Source organism: Azoarcus sp. CIB, assembly GCF_001190925.1.
In the GTDB taxonomy this organism is placed as follows: Bacteria; Pseudomonadota; Gammaproteobacteria; order Burkholderiales; family Rhodocyclaceae; genus Aromatoleum.
Map to the genome: position 1 here is coordinate 1,011,990 of NZ_CP011072.1, position 26,357 is coordinate 1,038,346.

Annotated in this window: 23 protein-coding genes; 7 read left to right on the forward strand and 16 right to left on the reverse strand. The window is 67.8% G+C overall.

All coding sequences use genetic code 11. The features are described from left to right. Positions 1-106: 106 nt before the first annotated feature. The 4 genes from AzCIB_RS04485 to AzCIB_RS04500 all read right to left on the reverse strand — a co-directional run bounded on the left by AzCIB_RS04485 (position 107) and on the right by AzCIB_RS04500 (position 3,088). Entirely contained in the window at positions 107-538 is a 432-nt protein-coding gene (locus tag AzCIB_RS04485; protein ID WP_050414790.1) for a YybH family protein, read from the reverse strand. 94 nt (positions 539-632) lie between these two features. After that, a complete protein-coding gene (locus tag AzCIB_RS04490; protein WP_050414791.1) occupies positions 633-833 on the reverse strand; it encodes a zinc-finger domain-containing protein in 201 nt (66 codons plus the stop codon). 13 nt (positions 834-846) lie between these two features. Beyond that, complete coding sequence (locus AzCIB_RS04495) at positions 847-1,767, reverse strand: branched-chain amino acid transaminase (protein ID WP_050414792.1); 921 nt, start codon at positions 1,765-1,767, stop codon at positions 847-849. A gap of 115 nt (positions 1,768-1,882) precedes the next feature. After that, complete coding sequence (locus AzCIB_RS04500; protein WP_050414793.1) at positions 1,883-3,088, reverse strand: citrate transporter; 1,206 nt, start codon at positions 3,086-3,088, stop codon at positions 1,883-1,885. 195 nt (positions 3,089-3,283) lie between these two features. Between AzCIB_RS04500 and AzCIB_RS04505 the strand changes: the two genes are divergently transcribed. Genes AzCIB_RS04505 through mnmA form a run of 3 tightly spaced genes read left to right on the forward strand, consistent with a single transcriptional unit; the run spans position 3,284 to position 5,611 of the window. Further along, positions 3,284-3,739, forward strand: a complete 456-nt coding sequence (locus AzCIB_RS04505) for an NUDIX hydrolase (protein ID WP_050418217.1) — start codon at positions 3,284-3,286, stop codon at positions 3,737-3,739. Positions 3,740-3,750: 11 nt separating this feature from the next. Then, positions 3,751-4,473 carry a hypothetical protein gene (locus tag AzCIB_RS04510; protein WP_050414794.1) on the forward strand — a complete coding sequence of 241 codons (723 nt, stop codon included), beginning with the start codon at positions 3,751-3,753 and terminating at the stop codon, positions 4,471-4,473. Between the two features lie 16 nt (positions 4,474-4,489). Continuing rightward, the gene (gene mnmA / locus AzCIB_RS04515) at positions 4,490-5,611 is read left to right on the forward strand and encodes a tRNA 2-thiouridine(34) synthase MnmA (protein ID WP_050418218.1); all 1,122 of its coding nucleotides are present in this window, start codon (positions 4,490-4,492) and stop codon (positions 5,609-5,611) included. Between the two features lie 64 nt (positions 5,612-5,675). Here the strand turns inward: mnmA and AzCIB_RS04520 are convergent, their stop codons facing one another. From AzCIB_RS04520 to glnE, 5 genes are all read right to left on the reverse strand, one after another. Further along, complete coding sequence (locus tag AzCIB_RS04520) at positions 5,676-5,870, reverse strand: hypothetical protein (protein WP_050414796.1); 195 nt, start codon at positions 5,868-5,870, stop codon at positions 5,676-5,678. A 59-nt stretch (positions 5,871-5,929) separates the two neighbouring features. Next, positions 5,930-6,859 (reverse strand): hypothetical protein, encoded by a 930-nt coding sequence (locus AzCIB_RS04525; RefSeq protein ID WP_050414797.1) that lies wholly within the window; start codon positions 6,857-6,859, stop codon positions 5,930-5,932. Positions 6,860-7,042: 183 nt separating this feature from the next. Continuing rightward, on the reverse strand, positions 7,043-7,495 hold the full coding sequence (locus AzCIB_RS04530; RefSeq protein WP_050414798.1) for a SixA phosphatase family protein: 453 nt from the start codon (positions 7,493-7,495) through the stop codon (positions 7,043-7,045). 62 nt (positions 7,496-7,557) lie between these two features. Further along, on the reverse strand, positions 7,558-9,084 hold the full coding sequence (locus tag AzCIB_RS04535) for a CYTH and CHAD domain-containing protein (protein WP_050414799.1): 1,527 nt from the start codon (positions 9,082-9,084) through the stop codon (positions 7,558-7,560). Between the two features lie 122 nt (positions 9,085-9,206). Then, positions 9,207-11,891 carry a bifunctional [glutamate--ammonia ligase]-adenylyl-L-tyrosine phosphorylase/[glutamate--ammonia-ligase] adenylyltransferase gene (gene glnE, locus AzCIB_RS04540; protein ID WP_050414800.1) on the reverse strand — a complete coding sequence of 895 codons (2,685 nt, stop codon included), beginning with the start codon at positions 11,889-11,891 and terminating at the stop codon, positions 9,207-9,209. A 142-nt stretch (positions 11,892-12,033) separates the two neighbouring features. Between glnE and AzCIB_RS04545 the strand changes: the two genes are divergently transcribed. From AzCIB_RS04545 to tldD, 3 genes are all read left to right on the forward strand, one after another. Beyond that, positions 12,034-15,933, forward strand: a complete 3,900-nt coding sequence (locus tag AzCIB_RS04545) for a YhdP family protein (protein ID WP_050414801.1) — start codon at positions 12,034-12,036, stop codon at positions 15,931-15,933. A gap of 5 nt (positions 15,934-15,938) precedes the next feature. Beyond that, positions 15,939-16,787, forward strand: a complete 849-nt coding sequence (locus tag AzCIB_RS04550) for a carbon-nitrogen hydrolase family protein (protein ID WP_050414802.1) — start codon at positions 15,939-15,941, stop codon at positions 16,785-16,787. Positions 16,788-16,860: 73 nt separating this feature from the next. Then, positions 16,861-18,306, forward strand: a complete 1,446-nt coding sequence (gene tldD, locus AzCIB_RS04555) for a metalloprotease TldD (protein WP_050414803.1) — start codon at positions 16,861-16,863, stop codon at positions 18,304-18,306. A gap of 40 nt (positions 18,307-18,346) precedes the next feature. Here the strand turns inward: tldD and AzCIB_RS04560 are convergent, their stop codons facing one another. The 4 genes from AzCIB_RS04560 to AzCIB_RS04575 form a co-directional block, all read right to left on the reverse strand. Next, a complete protein-coding gene (locus AzCIB_RS04560) occupies positions 18,347-18,688 on the reverse strand; it encodes a BON domain-containing protein (protein ID WP_050414804.1) in 342 nt (113 codons plus the stop codon). Between the two features lie 229 nt (positions 18,689-18,917). Continuing rightward, positions 18,918-20,351: a sigma 54-interacting transcriptional regulator gene (locus tag AzCIB_RS04565; protein WP_083446872.1), complete on the reverse strand. Its 1,434-nt coding sequence runs from the start codon at positions 20,349-20,351 to the stop codon at positions 18,918-18,920. After that, positions 20,348-20,992 (reverse strand): hypothetical protein, encoded by a 645-nt coding sequence (locus AzCIB_RS04570; protein WP_050414806.1) that lies wholly within the window; start codon positions 20,990-20,992, stop codon positions 20,348-20,350. The genes AzCIB_RS04565 and AzCIB_RS04570 overlap by 4 nt, the downstream gene beginning before the upstream one ends. Continuing rightward, positions 20,982-22,385, reverse strand: a complete 1,404-nt coding sequence (locus tag AzCIB_RS04575; protein ID WP_050414807.1) for a sensor histidine kinase — start codon at positions 22,383-22,385, stop codon at positions 20,982-20,984. The genes AzCIB_RS04570 and AzCIB_RS04575 overlap by 11 nt, the downstream gene beginning before the upstream one ends. 332 nt (positions 22,386-22,717) lie before the next feature. On the opposite strand from AzCIB_RS04575, the gene AzCIB_RS04580 reads away from it, so the two are divergent. Then, a complete protein-coding gene (locus tag AzCIB_RS04580; protein ID WP_050414809.1) occupies positions 22,718-23,365 on the forward strand; it encodes a bactofilin family protein in 648 nt (215 codons plus the stop codon). A 64-nt stretch (positions 23,366-23,429) separates the two neighbouring features. Here AzCIB_RS04580 and AzCIB_RS04585 read toward each other — a convergent pair whose 3' ends face one another. From AzCIB_RS04585 to AzCIB_RS04595, 3 genes are read right to left on the reverse strand one after another with little or no spacing between them, the layout of a single operon-like run. After that, positions 23,430-23,795: a PilZ domain-containing protein gene (locus tag AzCIB_RS04585; protein ID WP_050414810.1), complete on the reverse strand. Its 366-nt coding sequence runs from the start codon at positions 23,793-23,795 to the stop codon at positions 23,430-23,432. A gap of 30 nt (positions 23,796-23,825) precedes the next feature. Further along, complete coding sequence (locus tag AzCIB_RS04590) at positions 23,826-24,470, reverse strand: lytic transglycosylase domain-containing protein (protein WP_050418219.1); 645 nt, start codon at positions 24,468-24,470, stop codon at positions 23,826-23,828. A gap of 20 nt (positions 24,471-24,490) precedes the next feature. Next, on the reverse strand, positions 24,491-26,239 hold the full coding sequence (locus tag AzCIB_RS04595; protein ID WP_050414811.1) for a proline--tRNA ligase: 1,749 nt from the start codon (positions 26,237-26,239) through the stop codon (positions 24,491-24,493). Positions 26,240-26,357: the final 118 nt, after the last annotated feature.

A 26,357-nucleotide genomic window follows, 5' to 3' on the forward strand; every position in this document is an offset into this window, starting at 1 on the left:
TGCGTCGGGTCCGCCGAGGTGCGCAGGATAGCGCAGATGCGTGAATCAGGTGCGGCGGGGCGCCGGAAAAAGCATAAGGGCATGTTGCGGCGCCGCATCCGCAGTGTCAGTGGACGATGCGCGGGCCGTCGTGCATGCCGGCGTGGTGCATTTCGGGGGCCGGCGAGGCGTGGTGCATGATCATCTTCCATCCGTGCGGGCCGCTCGCGTAGACGTTGGTCGCGATCATCGGCTGGGGGACGCGGTCGTCGCCCGGGAGGGCAAAGTGTTCGATGACGTTGTGCGTCGCGAGCAGGGAGTTGCCCGCGGTGACCCGCTGGGAAACACTGACCTTGAGGCGGGTGCCGCCGGAAAACAGCTGGCGCCAGGATTCGTGTACGGCGCGCAAGCCGACGAGGCGGGCGCCGTCCGGGTGGATGCACACAACCTCGTCATGTTCGGACCACACCTGCATCATTGCGTCCATGTCGGAGCGCGCGAGCGCATCGTAGAAGGCGGCCTCGGCCTCCAGGGCGGTGGTGAAGACGGGGTTGGTCATTTGGGCTGGGGACTGTAGACGTGAGCGAAAGACTGGTCCGGAAATGCGATGGGGGCATTGCTGCCCCCATTGTCGGTTCGTGCGTTCCGTTCGGTCAGTGGTGACCCTTCGGGTGCTCGCCGGTGAACACGTACTTGGCGCTGCAGTACGGGCAGACGGCTTCGCCTTCGGCCAGCACGTCGAGGAACACGCGCGGGTGGCGCGCCCACAGCGGCGCATCGGGGCGCGGGCAGTGCAGCGGCAGGTCGTGCGCGGTGACGGCGATGGTTTGGTTCTTGTCCTGGTTTTCGGCCATGGCGGAGGAATCCTCAGATGAAAGAGAGCCAGCGCTCGAATTCGGGGGCGCGACCGTTGACGATGTCGAAGAAGCGCGCCTGGATCTTCTCGGTGATCGGGCCGCGCTTGCCGGCGCCGATGCTGCGGTTGTCGAGCTCGCGGATCGGGGTGACTTCGGCTGCGGTACCCGTGAAGAAGGCTTCGTCGGCGATGTAGATGTCGTCGCGGGTCATGCGGCGGGATTCGAAGCGCAAGCCCAGTTCGCGCACGATGTTGATCACCGAGTCGCGGGTGATGCCGGTCAGCGCGGAGGCGATTTCGGGCTCATAGACCACGCCGTCCTTGATGACGAAGAGGTTTTCGCCCGCGCCTTCGGCGACGAAACCCTGGGTGTCGAGGAGCAGCGCCTCGTCATAGCCGTCCTGCGTGACTTCGAGGTTCGCGAGGATGGAGTTGGCGTAGGTGCTGGCGAGCTTGGCGCGCGCCATGGTGACGTTGACGTGCTGGCGCGCGAAGGACGAGGTCTTCACGCGGATGCCCTTCTCGAGGCCTTCCTCGCCGAGGTAGGCGCCCCACGGCCAGGCGGCGATGGCGACGTGCACGCGCGCGCCGCGGGTCGAGATGCCCATCTTTTCCGAGCCGTAGAAGGCGATCGGGCGCAGGTAGCAGGATTCGAGCTTGTTCGCGCGCACGACTTCCAGCTGGGCTTCCATGAGTTCTTCCTTGGAGAAAGGAATGTCCATCATGTAGATCTTGCCGGAGTTGATCAGGCGCTGGGTGTGCTCGGGGAGGCGGAAAATCGCGGTGCCCTTGGCGGTCTTGTACGCGCGCACGCCCTCGAATACGGACAGGCCGTAGTGCAGGGAGTGGGTCAGGACGTGCGTCGTCGCCTCGCGCCACGGCACGAGTTTTCCGTCCTGCCAGATGAAACCGTCGCGGTCAGCCATGGACATGGTGGGATTCTCCAGCGGAATTGTGTTCAGAGGGGGATCCGCCCCGGAGGGCGGAACGAATTCGCGATTTTAGCGCAATCCCGGCGGGTTTGCCGGGATGCAGGGCGCTTGCGGCTTACTGCGGGTGCCAGCCGATGAAGATCATCATCGCGATGAAGCCGGCGACATAGGCGACCGGAATGTGCCAGCCCTTGCGCAGCCACAGGACGGCCGAACGGGCTTCCGGATACATGTTGGACAGGGCGACGCCGGCCGAGGAGCCGAACCACAGCATCGAACCGCCGAAGCCGACGGCATAGGCGAGGAAGCCCCAGTCGTAGCCGCCCTGGCGGATCGCGAGCGCGGTGAGCGGGATGTTGTCGAACACGGCGGAGACGAAGCCCAGGGCGAAGGCGCTCATCCACGAGGCGGGCGGCAGCTCGTTCACCGGCATCATCGATGCGCAGCCCACCAGTGCGAGCAGGAAGATCGAGCCCTTGGCGGTCTCCGGCAGGATCTCCCAGTCGTGGCGGCGCAGCTTCGCGGTGATCAGGATCGCGACCCACACGGCGACGCCGATGAAGGGGAAGCTGCTGGCGATGCTGGGCGCGGCGATGTTCACGGTGACGTTGGTGCCGATCGCGAGGCCGAGCATCAGCGCGACGATGGTAATGCGGCCCCAGTCGATGCGGGTGTGCTCGTGCGCGTGCCTGTTGATCGGCGACCAGGCGTGCTGCTGCTTGGCGGCGATGGTGCCGAAGATGCACAGCGCGACGGCGGCGCCGAGGGCGGCTTCGAGCACGGCGAGCGGCGAGATGCCGGCGATCCACATCATCGTCGTCGTGGTGTCACCGACGACGGAGCCGGCGCCGCCGGCGTTGGACGCGGCGACGATGGCCGCGAGGTAGCCGATATGCACCTTGGCGCGGAAGAGCTGGTGTGCCATCGCGCCGCCGATGAGCGCCGCGGCGATGTTGTCGAGGATCGCCGAGATGAAGAAGATCATCACCAGCAGGGCGAACGGGCCTTTCCAGTCGTGCGGCAGGAACTTGGGCAGGATCACCGGTACGTGGCTCTTCTCGAAGTGTCGCGCGAGGATTGCGAAGCCCATCAGCAGGCAGAACAGGTTGGCGAAGGTGACCCATTCGTGGCCGAGGTGGGCGAACCAACCGGCGACCCCGGCACCCGCGGCGAAACCGGTGAACACGATCTTGTACAGGCTGATGACGGTGAAGCCGGTCAGCGCGACGTACAGGGTGTAGTGGTGGAACAGCGCGACGCCGAGCAGCGTGAACGCGAACAGGATGAAATCGACGGGAATGCCAGCGAGTGAGGGAGTCATGATCGTTATGAGTTGGTCTTGTTCGGGCGAGGGGTCTCCTCCGCACGATCTTTTTCTTGGTTTGACGTGGAGAGCCTTGAATGATAATGCCTGTCAGGCTCTTGTGCGCGTCGCGCAGGATGCTTCCGCTTGCACTTTCGCGCGTCGTGGCGTGCGTGGCGCGTTAAAATCGCGCTTTTGCCTGCGATGGCCGCGATGGACAGAGTGTGGAAGCCGAATGTCACGGTGGCATCGGTGATCGAACGCGACGGACGTTTCCTGGTGGTCGAGGAAGAGACGGCCGACGGACTGCGTTTCAATCAGCCGGCCGGCCACCTCGAGGCGGGTGAGTCGCTGGTGGAGGCGGCGGCGCGCGAGACGCTGGAGGAAACGGCGCACCGCTTCGTGCCCGAGTATGTGGTCGGGATCTATCAGTGGCCCGTGCCTCAGGGTGAAATCACCTATCTGCGTTTCACCTTCGGCGGCACGGCCGGTGCGGAGGAGACAGGGCGCGAGCTCGATGCCGGCATCGTGCGGGCGTTGTGGCTGACGCGCGACGAACTGCTGGAGTGCCGCGCGCGGCATCGCAATCCGCTGGTGCTGCAGTGCGTCGATGACTGGATTGCGGGACGCCGCTACGCGCTCGACCTGATTCGGCATTATCCAGGCTGAGTGCCGACGCGATGCGTGTCGCGCTGCTCACCTGCGTGTCCACCTGCTTGCTCGCCGGGTTGCCGTTGGCGCAGGGGGCGGACGCGGTCGAGGTGTGCTTCGACTACGGTTGCGCGAGCCGGGTCGAGGTGGTGCTGGCCGAGGACGGGCTCGCCGATGTCGCGGACGTGCTGGCGCAGGCCGCGGATGCAGACTCGGAGCGCGCCGCCATTGCCCGGGCGGTGGGCATGATGCAGCGCCTCTCCGCCGGGCAGACCCCGATCGCGGCGGATCGCGGCGGCAATTACCGCGACGATGAGGTCGCGGGGCGCATGGACTGCATCGACCACTCGACCACGACGACGCATTTTCTCGAGCTGATGGCCGCGCGCGGCTGGCTGCGCTTTCATCGTGTGCTGGCGGTTGAGCGGCGGGCGCCTTATCTGGTGCTGCAGCACTTTTCCGCGGTGATCGAGGAAACGGATGCTGCGGGGCCGCGGCCGGCCGTGCCGGATGCGTCCGCGCCGGTCCCTGACTACATCGCACCCATGCTGGCGATGTGCGACTGCGGCGAAGTGCTGGCCGACATCGGGCCGGCCCTCGTCGCACGTCCGGAGCTGGAGTCGGATGAGGTGCCGGGGCACAATCCCGGCGCGCGCTTTGCGGTCGACAGCTGGTTCGTGGATCATGGCGAACCTGCGGTGGTGCTGCCGCTGGCGGAATGGCTGAATGGAGAAGGACCGAATGTCCAGTAAGAAGGACCCGAACGGGATGAAGGTGGTTGTCGGCATGTCCGGCGGCGTCGATTCCTCGGTGACCGCGCTGCTGCTGAAACAGCAGGGCTATCAGGTGACCGGCCTGTTCATGAAGAACTGGGAAGACGATGACGACGACGAGTACTGCTCGACGCGTCAGGATCTCGTCGACGTCGCGTCGGTGTGCGACGTGATCGGCATCGATCTCGAGGTCGTGAATTTCTCGGCCGAGTACAAGGACCGCGTGTTCGCCGATTTCCTGCGCGAATACGAGGCGGGGCGCACGCCGAACCCGGACATCCTGTGCAACTCGGAGATCAAGTTCCGCTGCTTCCTCGATCATGCGATGCAGCTTGGGGCGGACAAGATCGCGACCGGGCACTACGCGGGCGTGCGCGAGTGGGTCAATGACGGGCGCGCCGAATACCAGCTGCTGAAGGCCGAGGACGGCACCAAGGACCAGAGCTACTTCCTCTACCGCCTGACGCAGGCGCAGCTCGCGAAGACGCTGTTTCCGCTGGGCAGCCTGTACAAGCGCGAGGTGCGCAGGATCGCGGCCGATGCCGGCCTGCATGTCGCCGAGAAGAAGGATTCGACGGGCATCTGCTTCATCGGCGAGCGGCCGTTCCGCGAGTTCCTGATGCGCTATCTGCCGACGAAGCCGGGCGAGATCCGCAACCTCGACGACGGGCGCGTGCTCGGCGAGCATCAGGGGCTGATGTACCACACCATCGGCCAGAGGAAGGGCCTGCACATCGGCGGCATCAAGGGCAAGCAGGACGAGGCGGGCGAGCACGACGCGTGGTATGTCGCCGCGAAGGACGTGAAGGCGAACGTGCTCTACGTCGTGCAGGGACACGAGCATCCGGCGCTGCTGAAGAGCAGCCTGACGGCGACGGAACTCAACTGGATTTCGGGGCGCGATCCGCACACCCACTGGGTGTATACGGCCAAGCCGCGCTACCGCACCCCGGACATGCCGTGCGAAATTGATGCGCTGAGGGACGCACTGAGTGCCGCGCCGGGCGACCGCCGTGCCGAGATCGTGTTCGCCCAGCCGCAGTGGGCGCTGACGCCGGGGCAGAGTGTGGTGGTGTACGAATCGAAGGTGTGCCTGGGCGGCGGCGTGATCGTCTGAGCCGGCGCCCGGCGGCAGTTTGCGGACGCCCGGACGGCGACGATCGCCGTCCGGGCGTCGCCGTTTACGCGTTGCCCTTTTCGTCCTGGCCCTTCTGGTCGAGGCCGCCCTTCTTCAGGAGCTTGGCGACGAGGGAATTGACGCCGGATGCGGCATTGGCCCCGCCCGAGGCCTTCGCGAAGCGGTCGGGGGTGTCGGTATTCTTCATGCGGCTGTTGATCTTGAGGCCGTTGAGTTTCTCGAGGTCGGTCTTTTTCATTGCGTGTCGATCCTTGCCGCCGTGCGGGGCGTTGTGGGGGGCGGTTGTGCCGGATGCGCTCAGGGGGCGACCGGCGAGGGGTGCAGGCGCAGACAGAGGCCGCTGCGCCAGTGTTCGCAGCGTTCGACGTATTCGCGCGTGCTCTTGGGCATGGGCACGCGGGCGCGGGTGATGTAGCTCACGAGGTCGCGCCCCTGCACGATCAGGTTCATGCCGTCGACGGCGAGTTGCAGGTCTTCCGGCGTGGTCGCGCCGGCCAGGCGCGGCGTGACGCTGGCGAGCCTTTCCGCCGCAACGGCGAAGTCGGACCACACATCGAAGATCGCCGGGTCGGTGCGCAGCGTCTCGCACTTGACCTTGGCCGCGTCGGTGAAGCGCAGGGTCGGGTCCTCGATGCCTTCGAAGAAGCGCGAGCCGGCGAAGGTCTCGACCATCACGCCGCCGATGCGATCGATGTCGCGCAGGGTCTGCGAGATCTTGATATAGCGGCTGTCGTAGAAGGCTTCGATGGGGATCGAGAACGCACGGAAGGGTTCGCCCCACAGCTCGTCGATGCCTTCCTCTCCGCTGCGGTGGCGTACGAGCTTGCCGAGGTTGAGCGCTTCCTGCAGGCAGAAGCCGCATTCGCGCATCAGCGCGTTGTCGGTCTGGATCTCGATGCCGAGTTCCTGCATCTCCATCAGCTTGGTGAAGATGTCGGTGGCGCGGTTGAACAGCGCGCCGGCGAGCATTGCGCCCTTCACGCGCTTGCGGTCGGGGTCCTGCTCGGTGTCGTAGGATCCGCGGATTTCGGCGAGACGTTTGCCGGGGATGTTGATGCCGTGTTCGACATGGTTGAACAGGCGTCGCGTGAGCCCCTCGATCAGCTGCCGTTTCATGCGCAGCGAGTCGACCGGCGGTTCGTAGGCCTTGATCCAGTAGCCGTCGTAGAACACGCGTTCCACGCCGTCGATGACGCGCTTGGTGCCGTTGGTGACGGTAGTATTCATCTGTGGCATGCCCGGACGAGTTGAGCGGAAAACGCGGGCGGGCGAACGGCGCCCTTGTCGCAGGGCGAATCTTACGGCAAGCGCCGCGTCAGCGATGTCGATTCGCGGACATTTTTTGCGCTGCGCAAAGGGGCGCCGCGGCGGCCGCAACCGGGCCGTGATGTGGCCACGATGCGGCCGGCCTCAGGCGAGGTCGGGGGGGACGACGGCACGCAGCACGGTCTGGGTTTCGCCCTCGCGCACGCGGTTGCTGAACCACCACAGGGCGCCCTTCTTGATCGTCCAGTCGGCTTCCACGCCCGCGAGCAGCAGGGCGGCCATGCGGCCGAGCACGGGTTGATGGCCGACGACGAGGCAGGGTCCGGCGGAGTCGGGCCAGCCGGTGGCGGCGAGCAGGTCGGCGACGCTGCCTTCGGGCCCCAGCGAGGGGACGATCTCGAAGCGGTCGGCGAAGGCGCTTGCGGTCTGGCGGGTGCGCACGGTCGGGCTGACGAGCACGCGCAGGCGCTTGGGGCGGCGCTCTGCCAGCCAGGCGGCCATGCGCTGCGCCTGGCGCCGGCCGCGCTCGGTGAGTTCGCGCGTGTGGTCGGGACTGCCGTCGACCGCTTCGGCATGGCGCCACAGCAACAGGTCCATCGTGTCCTCCGTGTCCAAAGGGGCGATAGCCTATGGGGCGAGTGTTGCCGCGCGATGACGGCTCAGCCGCGCGCCGCGGCCCACGGGGCGTCTTCGCGCAGCAGGCGCGTGACGTCGCGCAGCGCGCGGCGGCCGAGGCGGGCGTAGCCGGGCCCGTGCCAGCCGCACACGAAGGCCGCCGCGGCGCGCAGTTGCGCGTCTTCGCCGGCGTAGTGCGCGAGGCGCATGCGCGCGACATCGACGTCGTGCACGAAACCCAGGGCGTTCTGGGCGCGGACGATGGTCGCGACGTAGCGGCGGGTGGGCTTCGCCGGCAACAGCGGGGCGAAGAACTCGAGCGCGTAGCGCAGGCGCTTGAGGGCGATGCGCAGCGCGTGCAGGTGGGTGCGGCTGCGGTCGGCCGCGGCGGCATGGCGGCGTCGGACCTTCTTGCGCAGGCGCTCGAGCTGGCGGACCGCGAAGTCGGCGAGGGCGTGATCGTCCGGGGCGCCGTCGTCCGGCAGGGCGTGCAGCGCCGCGCTCAGGCCGATCATGAGGCGGCCCTGGGCGGCGGGGTCGAGGGCATGCACGGATTCGCTGCGCGCGCGCTCGCGTTCGCCGCGTATACGTTCGGCCAGCGCGATGACGGAATCGGCCTCGCTGCCGCTGTGCCCGGCTTCGTCGGTCGCCACCGGTGCGAGGATCTCTTCGTACAGGACGTCGAGGTCGCGCGCTTCGGCGAAGGTGCGCGCGTTCTCGCCGAGGCGTGCGCGCCAGTGTTCAACGAATTCGGGTGGCAGGATCGGGGCGAAGAGGCTCAGCAGGGTGCGCAGGCGCCGCAAGGCGACGCGCAGCTGGTGAATGAATTCGGGCGCCCGGTCCTCGGTCGCGCCGACGGCGTTGGCCTGCCACTGGCGCAGGCAGGAATAGGCGAGGGTGCGGAAGGCCGCGAGCGGGGAATCGCCGGTGCCGATGGCCGACGGCTCGGCGCGCGCGGGTTCGAGCCGTGTGTCGAGGTGGAGCGCGTAGCCGCGTTCGGCCTTGCTGATGTCGCTGGGCATCAGCGGGTTGTCGGCGGCGAGGCGACAGGCGAGCAGGAGCAGGTCGAGCGGCTCGCCGGCGACGAGTTCGAGCTCGAGTTCGCTGATCGGTGCGCGCCGGTCGCCGGCGACGACCTCCCCCGTGTCGATCATCATCAGGATGCGTACCTTGTCGTCGGGCGCATACAGGCGCGTTTCGCGCCGGAAGCGGGTCGAGAAGACGGGGACGAGCGCGGATGCATGGCGGGTGAGGAGCTTGCGCACCTTGGGGGCATCGACCGCGCTGAAGTCGAAGCTGCCGGAAAAAGGCTGTTCCCACTCGGGTCGGCTGGTGAGGCCGGCCGTGGATTCGGCCGCGCACTTCACGGTCTGCAGTTCGACGCGCCCGTGCCGGCGGGTGCGCAGGGCGATGCGGCGGGCCTTGAGCCGCAGGTCCGACGTGTCGAAGTAGGTGTTGTCGAGCGTTTTCGCGCTGCCCTGACGGGCTGCGCCGGCCACCAGCGGGTGGCGCCGCAGCGCCGCGATGGCCTGGGGCGGCAGCGCGAGTTTGAGTTCGATTTCCTGGCTCATGTGGCTCGTTCACCCGTTGCGAGGAGTCCGATTCTAGTCGCGCGCCCGGTTCGCGTCATGCGCGCAAAGGCGAACTGAAATATTTCAGCCGGCATTGCGGCGTCGCCCTGCTGCGATGCGCTTCAGTCCTCGCCGAACACCAGCTGCCACAACCGGCGCACCGATTCGCGCGCGAACGCGACTTCCAGCGGCTGGACGCGGGAGGGCAGGTCGTTGAGGCGCTGGCGGTGCTGCAGGTGGCGGAACATGCGATAGCTGTCGCCGCAGCGGCCTGCGAGGCCGGCCGGGATCAGGTTGAGATCGCCGGCGATGCGCAGCAGGGCGATGTTGCCAAGGTTGCCGGTGAGTTCCGGATACTGGTGGGCATGACCGAGCACGAGGTACTGGACGAGGAATTCGACGTCGATGAGGCCGCCAAGATCGTGCTTGAGATCGAAGAGTTCGCTCTTGCCCGAGTGCGCATCGCGCATCTTGTGGCGCATCTCGAGCACGTCGGCGTGCAGCTTGTCGAGGTCGCGCGGTTGGCGCAGGACTTCGCAGCGGATGCGCTCGAAGGCTTCGCCGAGCACCGGGTCGCCCGCCGCGAAGCGCGCGCGCGTGAGCGCCTGGTGCTCCCACACCCAGGCGGACTCGAGCTGGTACTTGCGGAAGGAGTCGAGCGAGCACACGAGCATGCCGGACTCGCCGTTGGGGCGCAGGCGCAGGTCGGTCTCGAACATGATGCCCGCGGCCGTCTGGCTCGATAGCCAGGTGTTCAGGCGCTGGCCGAGGCGGGCGTAGACCTCGGGCGCTTCGGGCGCGTCGTCGTCGTGCAGGTACACGAGGTCGAGGTCGCTGGCGTAGCCGAGTTCCTTGCCGCCGAGCTTGCCGTAGGCGATCACGGCGAACTTGGGTTCGTCGCGATGGCGGATCTTGATCTTGCGCCAGATCGTCGGGATGCTCAGTTCCAGCATCATGTCGGCGAGCGCGGAGAGGTGGTCGGCGAGCTTTTCGACCGTGAGCATGCCGGCGATATCCTGCATCAGCAGCCGGAACACGAGCGCATGGTGCTGTTCGCGCATCAGGTCCATCTGCCGCTCCATGTCGGGTTCGGCGGCGTCCACGGCCTCGGCGATCTGCTGGCGCAGCGTCGCCCAGTCGGGGGCCGTTTGCAGCACGCGCGCGTCGAGCAGTTCGTCGAGCAGGATGGGGTGGCGGATGAGGAACTGCGCGGCCCAGCGCGACGCGTTCATGAGGTCGGCGACGCGCCGCAGCGCCTGCGGGTATTGCTGCAGCAGCGCGAGATAGGCGCCGCGGCGGCTGATCGATTCGAGGAGGTCGAGGCAGCGTCCGAGCGTCTCGTCGGCGCCCGAGGTGCTGGCGGCGGCTTCGACGACGCGCGGGATCAGCGCATCGAGGCGGCTGCGGATGTGGTTGGGCAACTGCTGGTAGCGGTTGCCGGTGCGGATCGCGGCGAGGCGGCGCGCCGCGGCGGGCGGGTCGCGGTAGCCCAGCTTGGCGAGCGTGGCTTCGGCCTGGCCGGAGTCGCCGGCCGAGGCCCACATGCTGTCGAGCGTATGGCCTTCCTCCGCAGGGTCGCCGAAGACCTGCTCGAAGTGCCGGCTCACCATCGCGCGGTAGCGGTCGAGTACGTCTAGCAGGGCGGCGAAGTCGGGGAAGCCCATTGCGCGTGCGATGCGTGCGCGGTCCTCGTCGTTGCCGGGCAGGTCGTGCGTCTGCGCGTCGTCGAGGTACTGCAGGCGGTGTTCGAGGCGACGCAGGAATTCGTAGGCCTCGCTGAGTTCGGCAACCGCCTCCGGGGCAAGGAAGCTGCGCTCGCCGAGGCGCGCGAGTACCTTGAGCGTCGGACGGATCTGCAGCTGGGTTTCGCGCCCGCCGCGGATGATCTGGAAGACCTGGGCGATGAACTCGATCTCGCGGATGCCGCCGGGCCCCAGCTTGATGTTGTTGGCGCGGTCGCGGCGCGCGACTTCGCGGCGGATCTGCGCGTGCAGGTCGCGCATCGCGTTGATGGCGCCGAAGTCGAGGTACTTGCGGAAGACGAAGGGGCGGGCGATCTGCTGCAGTTCCTCGAAGCGTTCGCCGGCGAGCACGCGCGCCTTGATCCACGCGTAGCGTTCCCATTCGCGCCCCTGGGTGATGAAGTAGTTCTCCAGCATGTCGAAGGAGCACACCAGCGGCCCCGAGTCGCCGTTCGGGCGCAGGCGCATGTCGACGCGGAAGACCTGGCCGTGCTCGGTGATCTCGGCCAGCGCCTGGATCAGCTGCTTGCCGAGGCGTTCGAAGAACTCGAAGTTGCTGATGATCTTCGCCCCGCCGGTTTCACCGTCCTCGGGATAGATGAAGATCAGGTCGATGTCAGAGGAGACGTTGAGTTCGCGTCCGCCGAGCTTGCCCATGCCGACGACGAGCAGCTCCTGCTCCCAGCCGGTCTGCGATACCGGGGCACCATAGCGTTGCACCATGGCCTCGCGCAGCACGTCGTGGGCGGCGCGGATCGTGACTTCGGCGAGCACGGTCATCGTTTCGGTGACTTCGGCGAGGTCGGCCATGCCGTTGAGGTCGCGCACGATGAGGTGGCACATGACCCAGGTGCGCAGGTCGCGCAGCGTGCCGCGCAGGCGGGCCTCGTCGAGTCCGGAGTTGGCCATGAAGGCCTGCATCGCCGCGGCGTCGAGCGGCCGGTCGAGCGCGGCTGCGAGCCGTTCGGCGAGCCAGGCGCGGCCGTCGAGCATGCGCTGCAGGTAGCGCGACAGCGTGGCGGCGTAACAAATTGCTTCGGAGGGCTGTTTGAGTGATTCGGACATGGGAGGCGAGCTCAGGATCGTTGATAGAATGCGCGGTTCCCCGGACGCTTGAGCTGGTGCCGACGCTCAGGATGCAGACTGGATTGTATCGAACCCGGTCCGCATTCAGTCGCACCGCGGCGCCGCCCCCGCCTTATTGCCGATGAACGCTCCCCACGCCCACCTTCCTGACGTCCGTTCCATGGTGTCGACCGCGCGTCGCGGTCGCCTGTGGCGCGTGCTGTCGGTCGTGCTGCTGGTGGCGTGGTTCATTGCGGGGGCGGGTTATTTGTTCGTGCGCGAGGTGCTGGTGCCCCGCGTGGGCGAGTTTCGCGAGGAAGTGGCCGGTGCGATTTCGGCCGCGGCCGGGCTGCCGGTGTCGATCGAGGGCCTGGCTGCAGACCTGTCGGGTCTGCGGCCGCGCCTGCACCTCGCCGGATTCGAACTCAAGGACAACGCCGGGCGTCCCGCGCTGCGCCTGGAGAGCATCGACGCGACCCTGTCGTGGTCTTCGCTGCTGCGCGTCGAGCCGCACTTCCATCGTATCGAGCTGACTGGTCCCGTGCTCGCCATGCGGCGCGAGGTCGATGGCGCGATCTATATCGCCGGCGTGCGCATCGACCCGGAGGAGACCGCCGGCGGGACGCTGGCGGACTGGTTGTTCGCCCAGCGCGAGATCGTCGTGCGCGATGCAAGCCTGGGCTGGACCGACGCGCTGCGCGGCGCCCCCGAGCTGAACCTCGCGGGGGTGCAGTTCCGCCTGCTGCGCAGCGGCCCGCGTTACCAGTTCGCGCTGCAGGCGCACGCGCCGGCCGAGCTCGCGCCGATGGTCGAGGTGCGCGGCGACATGGCGAGCCGCACGCCGGCCGATCCCTCGTCCTGGCTGGGGCAGGTGTATCTCGCGGCGGACGACGCGAGCCTGGGCGGCTGGCGCACGTGGATCGATTACCCGGTGGCGCTGGCAGGTGAGGGCGGGGTGCGCGCGTGGGTCGGACTCGGGGACGGGGGCATCAATGCGCTGGCGGTCGATCTCGCGCTCGACGATGTGCATACGCGCCTCGGCGACGACCTGCCGGTGCTCGAACTTGCGGGCGTGCGCGGGCGCCTTTCGGGGCGGCGCACGCCGGATGGCATGGAGTTCTCGGCGCGCGGGCTGGAGCTCGCGACCGTCGATGGCCTCGCGATCGCGCCCACGGATCTGGACCTGGTGCTGCACGGGACCGGCGACGGCACGCCGGATGGCGGGAAGTTCACCAGCGGGCGCCTCGATTTCCGCGTGCTCAGCAATCTGGCGACGCACCTGCCGTTCGATCAGGTCGTGCGTCAGCGCCTCGGTGCGTTCGCGCCGCAGGGCACGCTCGACGACCTGCGTCTCGAGTGGCGCGGACCGCCCGAGCGGCTCGAGACGTGGAAGATCCACGCCCGTTTCGACGGCATCGCGCTCAATCCGCAAGGGGCTCTTCCGGGCCTCGCCGGCATGTCGGGGGAGCTCGAGGGCGACGAGCGCAACGGACGCTTCCGCATTGCCGGCCAGAACGCCGCGCTGGAGTTGCCGGCGGTGTTCCCCGAGTCGCACATCGGGTTTTCGAGCCTGCGCGCGGACGGACGCTGGACGCAATCCGCCGGGCGGCTCGAGATCGCGCTCGACAGCGCGAACTTCGAGAATCCCGATGCGACCGGCACGGCTTCCGGGCGCTATTGGCCCGCAGCGGAGGGGGCCGGCGAGATCGACCTGAACGCCCGCCTCACGCGTGCCGAGAGCAGCGCGGTGTGGCGTTACCTGCCGCACGTTGTGAATGACGAGACGCGGACCTGGCTGCGGCACGGCATCGTCGGCGGGCGGGTGCCGGATGCGCGCCTGCGCCTGAAGGGCAAGCTCGACGATTTCCCGTTCCGCGACCGCAAATCGGGCGAGTTCCTCGTGACCACGCGCGTATTCGGCGCGCGGCTGGACTACGCGGAAGGGTGGCCGTCGATCACCAACATCGATGGCGAGGTGCGTTTCGACGGGCCGGGCATGCGCATCACCGCCGACCGTGCGCGCATCTTCGGCGTCGCGCTCGCGAACGTCGTCGCCGATGTGCCCGACCTCGACGCGCCGGGCGGCGAGATCATGAGCATTCATGGTCGTGCGGCCGGGCCGACGGCCGATTTTCTGCGTTTCGTCTCCGAGAGCCCGGTGTCGCGGCGCATCGACGGATTCACCGATGCGATGCGTGCCGAAGGCACGGGCGCGCTCGACCTGAAGCTGGTGCTGCCGCTGCGTCACATCGATACCAGCACGGTAAAGGGCGAATACCGTTTCGCGGCCAATCGCCTTACCGTGGTCGACGGTCTGCCGCCCTTGACCGAGGCGGCAGGGGTGGTGCGCTTCACCGAGAACGTTCTGGAAATCCCCGAGGCGCGCGCACGCCTGTACGGCGAACCGCTGCAGCTCGCGGCGCACACTGCGAAAGACGGGGGCGTGCTCTTCGATGCCCGCGGCGCGTTCAAGGTCCAGGCCGTGCGCGAGGCGCACGATTGGCCCGGACTCGATCACCTCTCCGGTGGCACCGAGTGGCAGGCCAACATCGACGTGCGCTCGCAGGGCACGCGCGTGGTGGTCGATTCCGCCTTGGCCGGCGTCGCATCCAGCTTGCCCGAGCCGCTGAACAAGAGCGCCACCGCCGCGTGGCCGCTGCGCGTGACGCTGGACTTCCCGGCGAACGGCAAATCCGAGAGCCTGAGCGTCGCGCTGGAGGGGCGCGGCGATCTGCTGCTGGAGCGCCGTCGCGAAGGCGACGCGTGGGGCGCGACGCGCGGCGGGGTCGGCGTGCACGCCGGAATTCCTGCAGGGGAGTCGGGTTTCGCGATCGCGGCGAAGCTCGACGAACTCGACATCGATGCCTGGCGCAAGGTGCTCGATGCGGCCACTGCGGGCGAGCGCAAGGACGCGCAGGCGGGGGGCTCGATTGCTGTCGCCGGGGTGGACCTGCGGGCGAAGCGTCTGACCGGCTTCGGCCAGGAACTCGGCGACGCACACATCACCGCCCGTGCCGACGACGGCGGCTGGAAGGGGCGTATCGACAGCCGTGAGGCCGAGGGGGACTTCGACTGGCGGGATGGCGGCGACGGCACCTTGCGCGCACGTCTGAAGCGCCTCGTCCTGGCCGGGAATCATGATGCGGCCGAGGACGCTCCCGACGCGCTCGAGAGCGTAGCGGAAGCCGAGGAACCGCCACGCCGCCTGCCGGCCCTCGACGTCGTCGTCGACCGCTTCTCGCTGCGCGGCATCGAATTCGGCCGTCTCGAGCTGCAGGCGCGCAACCGCGGCGGCATGTGGCACCTCGATTCCGTGTCCCTTGCGAATCCGGACGGCAAACTGGGCGGTTCCGGCCTGTGGCGCCCCGGCACGCGGCCGCAGACGGACCTCGACTTCCGCCTCGAGGCGCGCGACATCGGTCAGCTCGCGAGCCGGCTCGGCTATGGCGAGGTTGTGCGTGGCGGCAAGGCGGTGCTGGCGGGCAAGATCGCCTGGCGCGGCGCCCCGACGCGCATCCACTATCCCTCGCTGACCGGTACGATGATGGTCGAGGCCGAGGACGGGCAGTTCCGCAAGCTCAACCCCGGCATGGGGCGCCTGCTCGGCGTGCTCAGCCTGCAATCCCTGCCGCGGCGCCTCACGCTCGACTTCCGCGACGTGTTCAGCGAAGGATTCGCCTTCGACAGCATTTCCGGTAGCATCAAGGCGGCTTCGGGGCAGTTGCGCACCGACGATCTGCAGATCCGCGGCCCCTCGGCACGGGTGCGGATGAGCGGCTCCGTAGACCTCGAGGACGAGACGCAGGACCTGCGCGTCAGGGTGCAGCCGACGCTGGCCGAATCGGTCGCGCTGGGCGCGGCCGCCGGACTCATCAATCCGGTCGCGGGCGTGGTCGCCTACGTCGCACAGAAGGCGTTGAGCGATCCGATCGAGAGGATGTTCGCGTTCAGTTATTCGATCACCGGCAACTGGGCCGACCCGAAAGTCGAGAAACTTTCCGCCGCGAACTCCGCCACGGCGGACTCATCGAAGCAGGAGTGAGCAGCTTGAACCGTTCCGCCCCGTCCGCAGCCCCCGTGCCTCCCGTGCGTATTGCCGCGATCCAGACCGTTTCCGGCCCCGACGTCGGCGACAACCTGCGCGTCGCCGGCGAGCTGATCGCCGAGGCTGCGGCTGCGGGGGCGAAGCTCGTCGCGCTGCCCGAGTATTTCCCGCTCATCACTGCCGACGAGACCATGAAGGTGGCGATCCGCGAAGCCGACGGCAGCGGTCCGATCCAGGACTTCATGCGCAACGCTGCGGCGCGCCACGGCGTGTGGCTCGTCGGCGGCACGATTCCGCTGGTCGCAGACGCCGACGCCAAGGTGCGCAATTCCACGCTGGTGTTCGACGACCGTGGCGAGCGCGTCGCGCGCTACGACAAGATCCACCTGTTCGGCTTTCAGAAGGGCGCCGAGCGCTACGACGAGGCCGCGACGATCGAGGCGGGCAGGGAGGTCGTGACCTTCGACGCCCCCTGCGGCCGTGTCGGACTGTCGGTGTGCTACGACCTGCGCTTCCCCGAGCTCTTCCGTGCGATGGGTGCGGTCGACCTCATCATCCTGCCCGCGGCCTTCACCTTCACGACCGGCCGCGACCACTGGGAGGTGCTGCTGCGCGCCCGCGCGATCGAGAACCAGTGCTACGTGATGGCGCCGGCCCAGGGCGGGCGCCATCCGAGCGGCCGCGTCACCTGGGGCCACACGCTGATCGCCGACCCGTGGGGCGAAGTCCTCGCATGCCGCGACGAAGGGCCGGGTGTCGTGTGGGCGGATCTCGATCCCGCGCGCATCGCGGCCGTGCGCGAGAGCCTGCCGGCGCTGCGCCACCGCTGCCTCGGCATGGCGAGCGCCTGAGTACCCCCCGTTTTTTGACCTTATTCGCGATGTCCGTGTCGAACCGAGCGGACCTCCCCAACCTGGACGAACAATGAGCCGAGCACAGAACCCCCTCAAGGTCGCCGACCGCTACCTCCTTACCCCCTACGAACTCGGCGAGGCGGAACTCGAGAAGGTGTTCCGCAAGCTGATGCGCCATCGCCTAGACTACGCCGACCTGTACTTCCAGTACCACCGCTCGGAAGGCTGGAGCCTCGAGGAAGGCATCGTCAAGTCGGGCAGCTTCAACATCGAGCAGGGCGTCGGCGTGCGCGCGATCAGCGGCGAGAAGACCGCCTTCGCCTACTCCGACGACATCTCGCTGCCCGCCCTCACCGCGGCCGCCGAAGCGACGCGCGCGATCGCCGAGGCCGGCGGCCGGCGCAGCGTCGCGATCGCCCCGCATGCCGGAAAGTCGCGCCTGTACCGCGGCGAAGACCCGCTCGCCTCGCTCGACGACACGGCCAAGGTGAAGCTCCTCGAGCGCCTCGAAGGCTTCGCGCGCGGCGAAGATCCGCGCGTCGCGCAGGTCATGGCGCACATTGCCGGCTCCTGGGAAGTCGTGCTCGTCGCGCGCAGCGACGGCCACATGGCGGCCGATGTGCGTCCGCTGGTGCGCGTGTCGGTCACCGTGATCATGGAGGACAAGGGCCACCGCGAGCAGGGCAGCGCCGGCGGCGGCGGGCGCTTCGATTACAGCTACTTCGACGACGATCGTCTACAGGAATACGCGCGCGCGGCGGTGCATCAGGCGCGCACCAACCTCGCGGCCGGTCCCGCGCCGGCTGGCACTATGAGCGTCGTGCTCGGCCCCGGTTGGCCCGGCATCCTGCTGCACGAGGCGATCGGCCACGGCCTCGAGGGCGACTTCAACCGCAAGGGCAGCTCGGCCTTCTCCGGACGCATGGGCCAGCAGGTCGCGGCGAAGGGCGTCACGGTCGTCGACGACGGCACGCTGCCCGACCGGCGCGGTTCGCTGACGATCGACGACGAGGGCAATCCGACCGAGCGCACCGTGCTGATCGAGGACGGTATCCTCACCGGCTACATGCAGGACACGATGAACGCCCGCCTCATGGGGGTGAAGCCCACCGGCAACGGCCGGCGCGAATCCTTCGCCCACCTGCCGCTGCCGCGCATGACCAACACCTACATGTTGAACGGCGACAAGGCCCCCGAAGAGATCATCAAGTCGGTGAAGAAAGGCCTGTACGCCGTGAACTTCGGTGGCGGCCAGGTCGACATCACCTCCGGCAAGTTCGTGTTCTCGACCGCCGAGGCCTACCTCATCGAAAACGGCAAGGTCACCCGCCCGGTGAAGGGCGCGACGCTGATCGGCAACGGCCCGGATGTGCTCACGCGCGTGTCGATGATCGGCAACGACATGGCGCTCGATCCCGGTGTCGGCACCTGCGGCAAGGACGGCCAGAGCGTCCCGGTAGGCGTCGGCCAGCCCACGCTGCGCCTCGACGGGCTGACCGTCGGCGGCACCGTCTGACCGGGCGGGGGGACCCCGGCACCGGCGGCGCGCCGACGGTTCAGCGTTCCGCCAGTTCCAGCGCGTTCTCGACCAGACGCACGCCGCGCACGTTCAGCGCGGTACGCTGGGCGCGGGCGCGCTGTTCCTCGTTGACGACGACGCCGGCCAGCGTCACGCGCCCCGCATGCGCCGACACCGCGATGTGCGCGGCGCGCAGCTCGGGGTCTGCGCCGATCGCCGTCTTGATCTCCCGCTGGAGGTTGTGATCGTGTTCGTCGCGCGCCACGGCGGCCGTAGCCTGAGCCACCGCCACGAGGCTGTCCGCCCGTGCCGGTGTGCCGATACCGAATGCGATTGCGCTGGTGGTGAGTAAGGAAACGATGTTTTTGCGGGTGATCACGTCGGAGCTCCTTCTGCGAAGAGTCATGTAGTTGCACGCGCGGTTGGGGACGCGCTTCGCTCTTCTTACAGCAGATGGCGTGCCAGCTCCCGGCGAGGCCTTTGCGGACGCGGCGCTGGAGGGGGGGCCGGCGCAGTTCCATGTCCGCGCGGGGTCCGGAATGCCGATCGCCGCCGAAAAGTGTCGTTATTCCCCGACGTTAATCGGCGGTATGACGCAAGTCTATGATTCAGTTGAATTCATGCTGTCGCTCGCGCGCGACATCGGCGCTGTCGCCGCGGAACAGACTGGGCGTCAGCGAGTGCCGCTGCAGCAGGCGATAGAACTCGGTGCGGTTGCGGTCTGCGAGACGGGCCGCGTCGGACACGTTGCCATCCGTGAGCTTCAGCAGCTGGATCAGGTAGTTGCGCTCGAAGCGCATTTTCGCTTCGGCGTAGCTCAATGCCTCCAGGCTCGGCCCGCGCAGCGCGCGGTCGACCAGTGCAAGAGGGATCAACGGCGTCGTCGCGAGTGCGCAGGCCTGTTCCACGACGTTCTGCAGCTGGCGGATGTTGCCCGGCCACGCCGCGGTGGTCAGCGCCTCGAGCGCCTCCGGCGCGAAGCCGCGCAACCGCTTCTGGTACTTTCGCGCGAGACCCCGCAGGAAGTGGTTCGCCAGCAGCGGGATGTCCTCGCGCCGTTCATCCAGCGTCGGCAGGTTCAGGCTGACGACGTTCAGGCGATAGAACAGGTCTTCGCGGAAGGTGCCGGCGACCAGCGCCGCTTCGAGGTCGCGGTGGGTCGCCGACAGGATGCGCACGTCGATATCCTGCGCGCGACTCGCGCCGACCGGCCGCACCGCGCGCTCCTGCAGTACCCGCAGCAGCTTCACCTGCAACGCGAGCGGCATGTCGCCGATCTCGTCGAGGAACACCGTGCCGCCATTCGCGGCTTGGAACAGGCCCGTGTGCGAGCTTGCTGCACCGGTGAAGGCGCCCTTCACATGGCCGAAGAGTTCGGATTCGAGCAATTGTTCGGGAATCGCACCGCAGTTGATCGCGATGAAGGGATGGGCCGCGCGCGGGCTGGCGTCGTGGATCGCGCGCGCCAACAGCTCCTTGCCGGTGCCGCTGTCGCCGCGTATCAGCACGCTCGCGTCCGAAGCGGCCACGAGCTGGGCCTCATCCAGCACCGTCGCCATGCGGCTGCTGTGGCTGATGATCGCGTCGCGCCAGCCCGTGGCCGCCGTGCCCTCCTCGCAAGCGTGGGGCGTGCCGCCGATCTGCAGCGCCTGCGCGATCTTGCCGAGCAGGGCCTTGCTGTCGAACGGTTTGGTCAGATAACCGAACACGCCGCGCGAGGTTGCCTCCACTGCATCCGGGATCGTGCCGTGGGCGGTCAGCAAGATCACCGGCAGCGCCGGCCAGGTCTGGCGGATCTCCTCGAACAGCACCAGCCCGTCGCGATCGGGCAGGCGCACGTCGCTCAACACCAGACCAAAGCGTTCGACGGCCAGGCAGGCCAGCGCGGCCTCGGCGCTTTCGGCCGTGCTGACGCGATAACCGCTCGCGCGCAGGCGCATCGACAGCAGCCGCAGCAGATCGGCATCGTCGTCGACGACCAGCAGGTGGGCGCCGTCCTGCGTCGTCTTCGCCGCGCCTGTCGTGGAAGGGCTCATCCTCATTTTTCGCTTCTCCTTTCCCGTGGTGACGGCGTCGGCGTGGACGGGCGCGCCGGCAGCGTGCGTTCGATTTCGGTCAATGCGTCGAGCTTCTCCTGAAGCTGGTCGCTCTGCTTCTGAGCATCCTTGAGCTGCTGTCCGGTGCGTTCGAGCTGCTGCGTAAGGCGATCCGCGGTGTTCTCCAGGCGCACGCGTTCCTGCAACTGCTCGGCCAGCAGGCGGGCGAGCGGTTGCAGCGCCACGGCGTCCGGTTTCTCGGCAGCGTTGATCGCCTCCAGCAAGGACTGCGCGCGCTGCAGGTTGTTGTTCCCCTGCGGATGGCTCAGCAGCATGGCCTGCTTCATCTGCACGAGCGGGGCAGTGCCGGCGCCGGACAGCGCCGAGCGTTCGCGCGCGAGTTCGGCGGCGTTCATGCCGCGTATCGTTTCGTGGTAGGCGAGGGCGTTGCGCACCGGCGTATTGCCGTTGCTGAGCAGGGGCGGCAGCTGCGGCAGCTCGGGCAGCTCCGCCGTTGCGCTGCGTACGGTCGCGCAGCCGGCCAGGGCCGCCGCAAGCGCCAGCGCAATGCCCGCGACGGCCCAGCGTTCGCAGCGCGATGCGGCGATGCAGACGGGCGGCCGGTCGTGGTTGAAGTCAGCTCTCATTGGGAAGTTCGATCCTGAAATAGGCGCCTCTTGCCGACGGTTGCAGCCCGACGCGCCCGCCGTGGGCAACGACGAACTCGCGCACGATCGACAGGCCGAGTCCGCTGCCGTGGCGCGGTTCTTCCGGCTGCCGGGAGCCCTGGAAGAATGGGTCGAAGATGCGTTCGGCCTCCTCTGCGGCGGCGCCCGGCCCCTGGTCGAGGCAGTCGATACGCACCCAGCCCGGGTGCGTGCTCAGCGTCACGCGGATCTCGCCGTCGCGCGGGCTGAAGGACACCGCGTTCGCGAGCAGGTTCGCCAGCACGATGCGCAATTTGTCGGGGTCCGCACTGAACGGTGGCGGATCGCCGTGCAGCGCGACCTTCAGATTGCGGGTCTGGATCGGCAGCTGCTGTTCGGCGATCACCGATTCGGCCAGCGCGCGCAGCATCACCGGGCGCCGGCGCAGGTTGCGGGCGTAAAACACCGCGGCGTTGTAACCGAGCAGATCCTCGATGCGCTCCTGCAGCGCATGCGTGTTGTGTTGCAGGATCGCAACCACCTCGCGCTGTTCGCCGCTCAACTCTCCGACCACACCGTCTTCCAGCAGCGCAATCCCTTCGCGCACCGAGGCGAGCGGCGTCTTCAGCTCATGCGATACATGACGCAGCACGCGGCTGCGGTTCGCCTCGAAATCCGCCAGCCGCAGGCGCAACCAGTCCAGACGGCGGCCGACGCGGCGCAGGTCGGCCGGGCCGGGGATCGCCACCTGCTCGTCGAAGCGGCTCTCGCCCAGCGCCTCAATCGCGGCCTCGAGGCGGTTGATCGGGCGCAGCAGCCACCAGCCCGTGAGCGCCGCGAAGGTGCTGGCAGCGATGATCGCGGCCAGCACATGCCAAGCCAGCCGCCCGCGGTTCGCGTCGAGCTGTTCAAGCAAGGCCTGGCTCTGGTGGCCGAGCTGCGCCTGTACCTCGCCGGCGAGCTGCTCGTTCAGCGGCGGCATCCGGCTCAACGCGACGGTGGCCGATTCCGCCGGACCGCCCTCTGCAAGGGTCGCTCCGGCCGCGTCGGCTGCGGCACGCCACTCCTCGACCAGCGCACTCACGCTCGGCGCACGCAGCGCGGCAATCGTCTGCAGCGCCACCAGCGACTCGCCCCGCGCCTGCTCGAAGCGCTCGCGCAGCAGCGGATCCTTGAGCACGAGAAACTGGCGCGCGCTACGCTCCATGTCGACACTGCGTTCACCCAACTGCTGCACCGCGCTGGAGTACTTCAGCGCATCGCCGACGCTTTCGCGGTGCCGTGTTGCGAATTCCTCCAGCGTGATCAGTCCCCCCAGCGCGGTGGCGCCCAGGATCGCCGCAACGAGCAGGAAGCTGGCAAGCAGCGAATGACTGAAGGAAAGGCGCGACATGGCTGGAGGATCTTCGTAAACCAGCGCGACAGTGTAGGTGGCGGCCGGGCGCCTGCGTCGTAAGCAAGTGCAAGGCGGTGTTTCCGAACGATTTCCGTGTCGTCTCCCGGCGACGCACGAAAAATCAACGAAAACAACGGGATGAGTATTCCTCTCGCAGGAGCTGTCGCCGCACGGCGACAGAATTCGCGCCTGTTCCGCCAGAATTTCCGTTGCCTTAGAAGAAATACAGTAAATTCAATGGCTTGAATTCATGGCATGGCAAATGCTCAGGCGGCCTACGGGGGCGATGATCGTCGGCCCGGAAACGTTTATGGATTCAAGGAGAGACCATGTTCAACAAACCCGCCCTGTTCCCCAAGGTTCCAGATACCCCGGCTTCGCGCAGCAACAACGGCACAATGCGGTCTCCGTCGGGCAGTCTGACCACGGGGGCGGCGTCCTCTGGCGCAAGCCTGTCGCGCAGTTCTACGGAACTGCCGGCATCGTCCAGCGACTCCTCTCCGGCCGCTGACGACAAGGCGCTTGCGTCCGCGAGCCTCGCAGCCGCCGCGATCGACGACACACCCCAGGACACCGGCAGCCGCCTGATCGTCGGGCCCGACGTCAAGCTGAAGGGCGCCGAGATCCTCGATTGCGACACCCTGGTCGTCGAAGGTCGTGTCGAGGCGACGATGGATAGCCGCGTGATCCGCATCGCCGAAAACGGCTCGTTCGCCGGCACCGTCGGCATCGACGTCGCGGAAGTGCGCGGCCGTTTCGAAGGCGAGCTGACCGCCCGCAGCCAGCTGATCATCCACTCGACCGGCCGGGTCAGCGGCAAGATCCGCTACGGCAAGATCCTGATTGAGGAAGGCGGCGAGATTTCCGGTGACGTTCAGTCGCTGGCCACTGCCAAGGACGCCAGGGATACCGGACGTGAAACCGTTCGCGCGGTCGGGCGCGACGAGCCCAACGTGAAGGTCGCCGTCGGCGCCTGAGCGATTTTTCTGCGGTCCGGGAACCGGCAGCCAACCTCCGACGAGGCCGGCTGCCGGTCGTCCTTCAACTGTCGCCGTCTTCGTCTTCGAAGCCGACGGTGAAGCGCGACAGCATCGACTTCAGTGCCGCCTCGTTCTCCGGGCGGTCCAGCTCGAACAGGCGGAAACCCGTGCTGCAAAATTCCGGGTTGGTATCGTAGCCCGACCACATCGCCTTGGCCGGCAATAGGACGCTGCGGCCTTTGCCGTGATCGTCGGGCAGGTCGATGCGCAGGCGGTACAGTTGGCCCGTCAGCAGTTTGCTGGGGCCGTACACGAGCAGGCCGCCCTTGCTGATGTCGCCGATGCGCCCGATGAATTTGCCCGTTTCCGCGTCATACACGCGAAACGAAATCGAGATCGAGCGGCGGCGAAACAGTCGGTGTTCCATGTTCGTTCCCGAGTCTGAAGATTGGGTGGCTCAGTTCGCCTGGCCGCGTGCCTCCGTCACGGCGAGCGTCAGTGGCTGATAGCTCCAGTGGCGCTCCCACGCCGCGCGCACCATGTTCGGATACTCGGCGCGGCCAAGGCTCCCGTTGTAGCGCCCTAGCGCCCGGAACAGGTCGCCTTTCTCGACGTCGACGTAGTGGCGCAGGATCGTGCAGCCGTAACGCAGGTTCGTGCGCAGGTGAAAAAGGTTGTCTTCGGCCCCGCCTATCGTCTTGATCCAGAACGGCATCACCTGCATGTAGCCGCGTGCGCCGGCGCTCGACACCGCGTACTTGCGGAAACCGCTCTCGACCTGGATCAGGCCGAGGACGAGCTGCGGGTCGAGCCCCGCTCGGGTCGCCTCGTAATGCACCGAAGTCAGCAGGTCCTCGCGATAGGCGCGGTCCGGGATGCGCTTCTCCAGGCGGCGCGACATTTCGCCCAGCCAGCGCGTACGCTCGCCCGCATCGGCGATCAGCAGCTCCGGCGCCCCGGCATCGCTCACCGCCGCATGCAGCGCGGCCCGTACGCTCGCCGCCATCGGCTCGTAGATCTGGTTGCCGGCCGACGCACCGCCGCTGAACGCCAAAGCGGCTGTCAGCGCGGCGCGCAGCAGCGTGCGGAGCGTGCGTGTCATGCGTCCGTTATAGCCGAAAGTCATTGGCCCCGCAGCTTCGCCGCGACGAAACCGGCAAGATCGCCGATCGCCACCTTGGTCGCCTCCGTCTCGCGCCGGCCCTGGTATTCGGCCATGCCTTCCTTTAGCCCGCGTTCGCCGATCACCACGCGATGCGGCACGCCGATCAGCTCCCAGTCGGCGAACATCACGCCCGGGCGCTCGTCGCGGTCGTCGAGGATCGCATCCACGCCCGCGGCAAGCAGCCCTTCGTAGAGCTTCAATGCCTCCGTGCGCACCCCTTCCGACTTGCCCCAGCCCACCGGGCACACCACGATGCGGAAGGGCGCGAGCGCGTCCGGCCAGATGATGCCGCGCGCGTCGTTGTTCTGCTCGATCGCAGCGCCCAGGATGCGCGTCACGCCGATGCCGTAGCAGCCCATTTCGAAATGCTTGGGCTTGCCGTCCTCGTCGAGGAAGGTCGCGTTCATCGCCTTTGAGTACTTCGTGCCGAGGTAGAACACGTGGCCCACCTCGATGCCGCGCTGGATCGCGAGGCGCCCCTTGCCGTCCGGGCTCGGGTCGCCCTCGACCACGTTGCGCAGGTCGGCAACGAGGTCGGGTTCGGGCAGGTCGCGGCCCCAGTTCGCGCCGGTGTAGTGGTAGTCCTCATCATTGGCGCCGCAGATGAAGTCGGACATGTTCGCCACCGTGCGGTCGGCGACCACCTTCACCGGCTTCTTCATGCCGATCGGCCCGAGGTAACCCGGCTTGCAGCCGAAATGCTCGTGGATCTCGGCCTCGGTCGCGAAGCGGAAGCCTGCCTTGAGGCCCTCGACCTTGCTCGCCTTGACCTCGTTCAGCCCGTGGTCGCCGCGTACCAGCAGCAGCCACACCGTCACGCCGGCAGGCTGGCCCTTGTCATCGACGTCGTCGGTCGCGAGCACCAGCGATTTCACCGTCGTCGCGAGCGGCAGGCCGAGCAGCTTCGCGACGTCCGCGCAGGTCGCCGCGCCCGGGGTCGGCGTCTTCTCCAGCCCGTGCGTCGGCGCCGCGCGCGACGCCAGCAGCGGCAGCGCCTCGGCCAGCTCGATGTTCGCGGCGTAGTCCGAATCCGGGCAATAGACGATCGCGTCCTCGCCGGTGTCCGCGATCACCTGAAACTCGTGCGAGCGGTCGCCGCCGATCGCGCCGGTGTCGGCCGCGACGGCACGGTAGGTCAGGCCCAGGCGGTCGAAGATGCGGCAGTACGCCGCGAACATCGCGTCGTAGCTGCGGCCCGCGGCGTCCATGTTGCGGTCGAAGGAGTACGCGTCCTTCATCGTGAACTCGCGTCCGCGCATCACGCCGAAGCGCGGACGTCGCTCGTCGCGGAACTTGGTCTGGATCTGGTAGAAATTCTTCGGCAGCTGGCGGTAGCTCTTCAGCTCCTGGCGCGCGATGTCGGTCACCACCTCCTCGGAGGTCGGCTGCAGCGCGAAGTCGCGCTCGTGACGATCCTTGAAGCGCAGCATCTCCTCGCCCATCTTCTCCCAGCGGCCGGTCTCGGCCCACAGCTCGGAGGGTTGCACCATCGGCATCATCAGTTCGAGGGCACCGGCGCGGTTCATCTCCTCGCGCACGATCTCCTCGACCTTGCGGATCACGCGCAGGCCGATCGGCAGGTAGCTGTAGATGCCGGCGGCAACCTTGCGGATGAAGCCCGCACGCAGCATCAGCTTCTGGCTGACGACCTCGGCGTCGGCGGGAGCTTCCTTGAGGGTGGAGATGAAATACTGGCTGGCACGCATTCTTGAGTCCGCGGTAGTCGGTTGGGCAAACCACTGATTCTAGCCGGTCGCGTGCGTGTCGGGTGTGCGCCGTGCTGCACATTCTGGGTTGCTGCAATTTCCGGCCCCCGCGCGCCAA

Excerpts from the sequence above, each read along its gene's own strand:
- AzCIB_RS04485 (WP_050414790.1), bottom strand. The coding sequence starts at position 538 with ATGACCAACCCCGTCTTCACCACCGCCCTGGAGGCCGAGGCCGCCTTC.
- AzCIB_RS04490 (WP_050414791.1), bottom strand. The coding sequence starts at position 833 with ATGGCCGAAAACCAGGACAAGAACCAAACCATCGCCGTCACCGCGCAC.
- AzCIB_RS04495 (WP_050414792.1), bottom strand. The coding sequence starts at position 1,767 with ATGTCCATGGCTGACCGCGACGGTTTCATCTGGCAGGACGGAAAACTC.
- AzCIB_RS04500 (WP_050414793.1), bottom strand. The coding sequence starts at position 3,088 with ATGACTCCCTCACTCGCTGGCATTCCCGTCGATTTCATCCTGTTCGCG.
- AzCIB_RS04505 (WP_050418217.1), top strand. The coding sequence starts at position 3,284 with ATGGACAGAGTGTGGAAGCCGAATGTCACGGTGGCATCGGTGATCGAA.
- AzCIB_RS04510 (WP_050414794.1), top strand. The coding sequence starts at position 3,751 with ATGCGTGTCGCGCTGCTCACCTGCGTGTCCACCTGCTTGCTCGCCGGG.
- mnmA (WP_050418218.1), top strand. The coding sequence starts at position 4,490 with ATGAAGGTGGTTGTCGGCATGTCCGGCGGCGTCGATTCCTCGGTGACC.
- AzCIB_RS04520 (WP_050414796.1), bottom strand. The coding sequence starts at position 5,870 with ATGAAAAAGACCGACCTCGAGAAACTCAACGGCCTCAAGATCAACAGC.
- AzCIB_RS04525 (WP_050414797.1), bottom strand. The coding sequence starts at position 6,859 with ATGAATACTACCGTCACCAACGGCACCAAGCGCGTCATCGACGGCGTG.
- AzCIB_RS04530 (WP_050414798.1), bottom strand. The coding sequence starts at position 7,495 with ATGGACCTGTTGCTGTGGCGCCATGCCGAAGCGGTCGACGGCAGTCCC.
- AzCIB_RS04535 (WP_050414799.1), bottom strand. The coding sequence starts at position 9,084 with ATGAGCCAGGAAATCGAACTCAAACTCGCGCTGCCGCCCCAGGCCATC.
- glnE (WP_050414800.1), bottom strand. The coding sequence starts at position 11,891 with ATGTCCGAATCACTCAAACAGCCCTCCGAAGCAATTTGTTACGCCGCC.
- AzCIB_RS04545 (WP_050414801.1), top strand. The coding sequence starts at position 12,034 with ATGAACGCTCCCCACGCCCACCTTCCTGACGTCCGTTCCATGGTGTCG.
- tldD (WP_050414803.1), top strand. The coding sequence starts at position 16,861 with ATGAGCCGAGCACAGAACCCCCTCAAGGTCGCCGACCGCTACCTCCTT.
- AzCIB_RS04565 (WP_083446872.1), bottom strand. The coding sequence starts at position 20,351 with ATGAGGATGAGCCCTTCCACGACAGGCGCGGCGAAGACGACGCAGGAC.
- AzCIB_RS04570 (WP_050414806.1), bottom strand. The coding sequence starts at position 20,992 with ATGAGAGCTGACTTCAACCACGACCGGCCGCCCGTCTGCATCGCCGCA.
- AzCIB_RS04575 (WP_050414807.1), bottom strand. The coding sequence starts at position 22,385 with ATGTCGCGCCTTTCCTTCAGTCATTCGCTGCTTGCCAGCTTCCTGCTC.
- AzCIB_RS04580 (WP_050414809.1), top strand. The coding sequence starts at position 22,718 with ATGTTCAACAAACCCGCCCTGTTCCCCAAGGTTCCAGATACCCCGGCT.
- AzCIB_RS04585 (WP_050414810.1), bottom strand. The coding sequence starts at position 23,795 with ATGGAACACCGACTGTTTCGCCGCCGCTCGATCTCGATTTCGTTTCGC.
- AzCIB_RS04590 (WP_050418219.1), bottom strand. The coding sequence starts at position 24,470 with ATGACACGCACGCTCCGCACGCTGCTGCGCGCCGCGCTGACAGCCGCT.
- AzCIB_RS04595 (WP_050414811.1), bottom strand. The coding sequence starts at position 26,239 with ATGCGTGCCAGCCAGTATTTCATCTCCACCCTCAAGGAAGCTCCCGCC.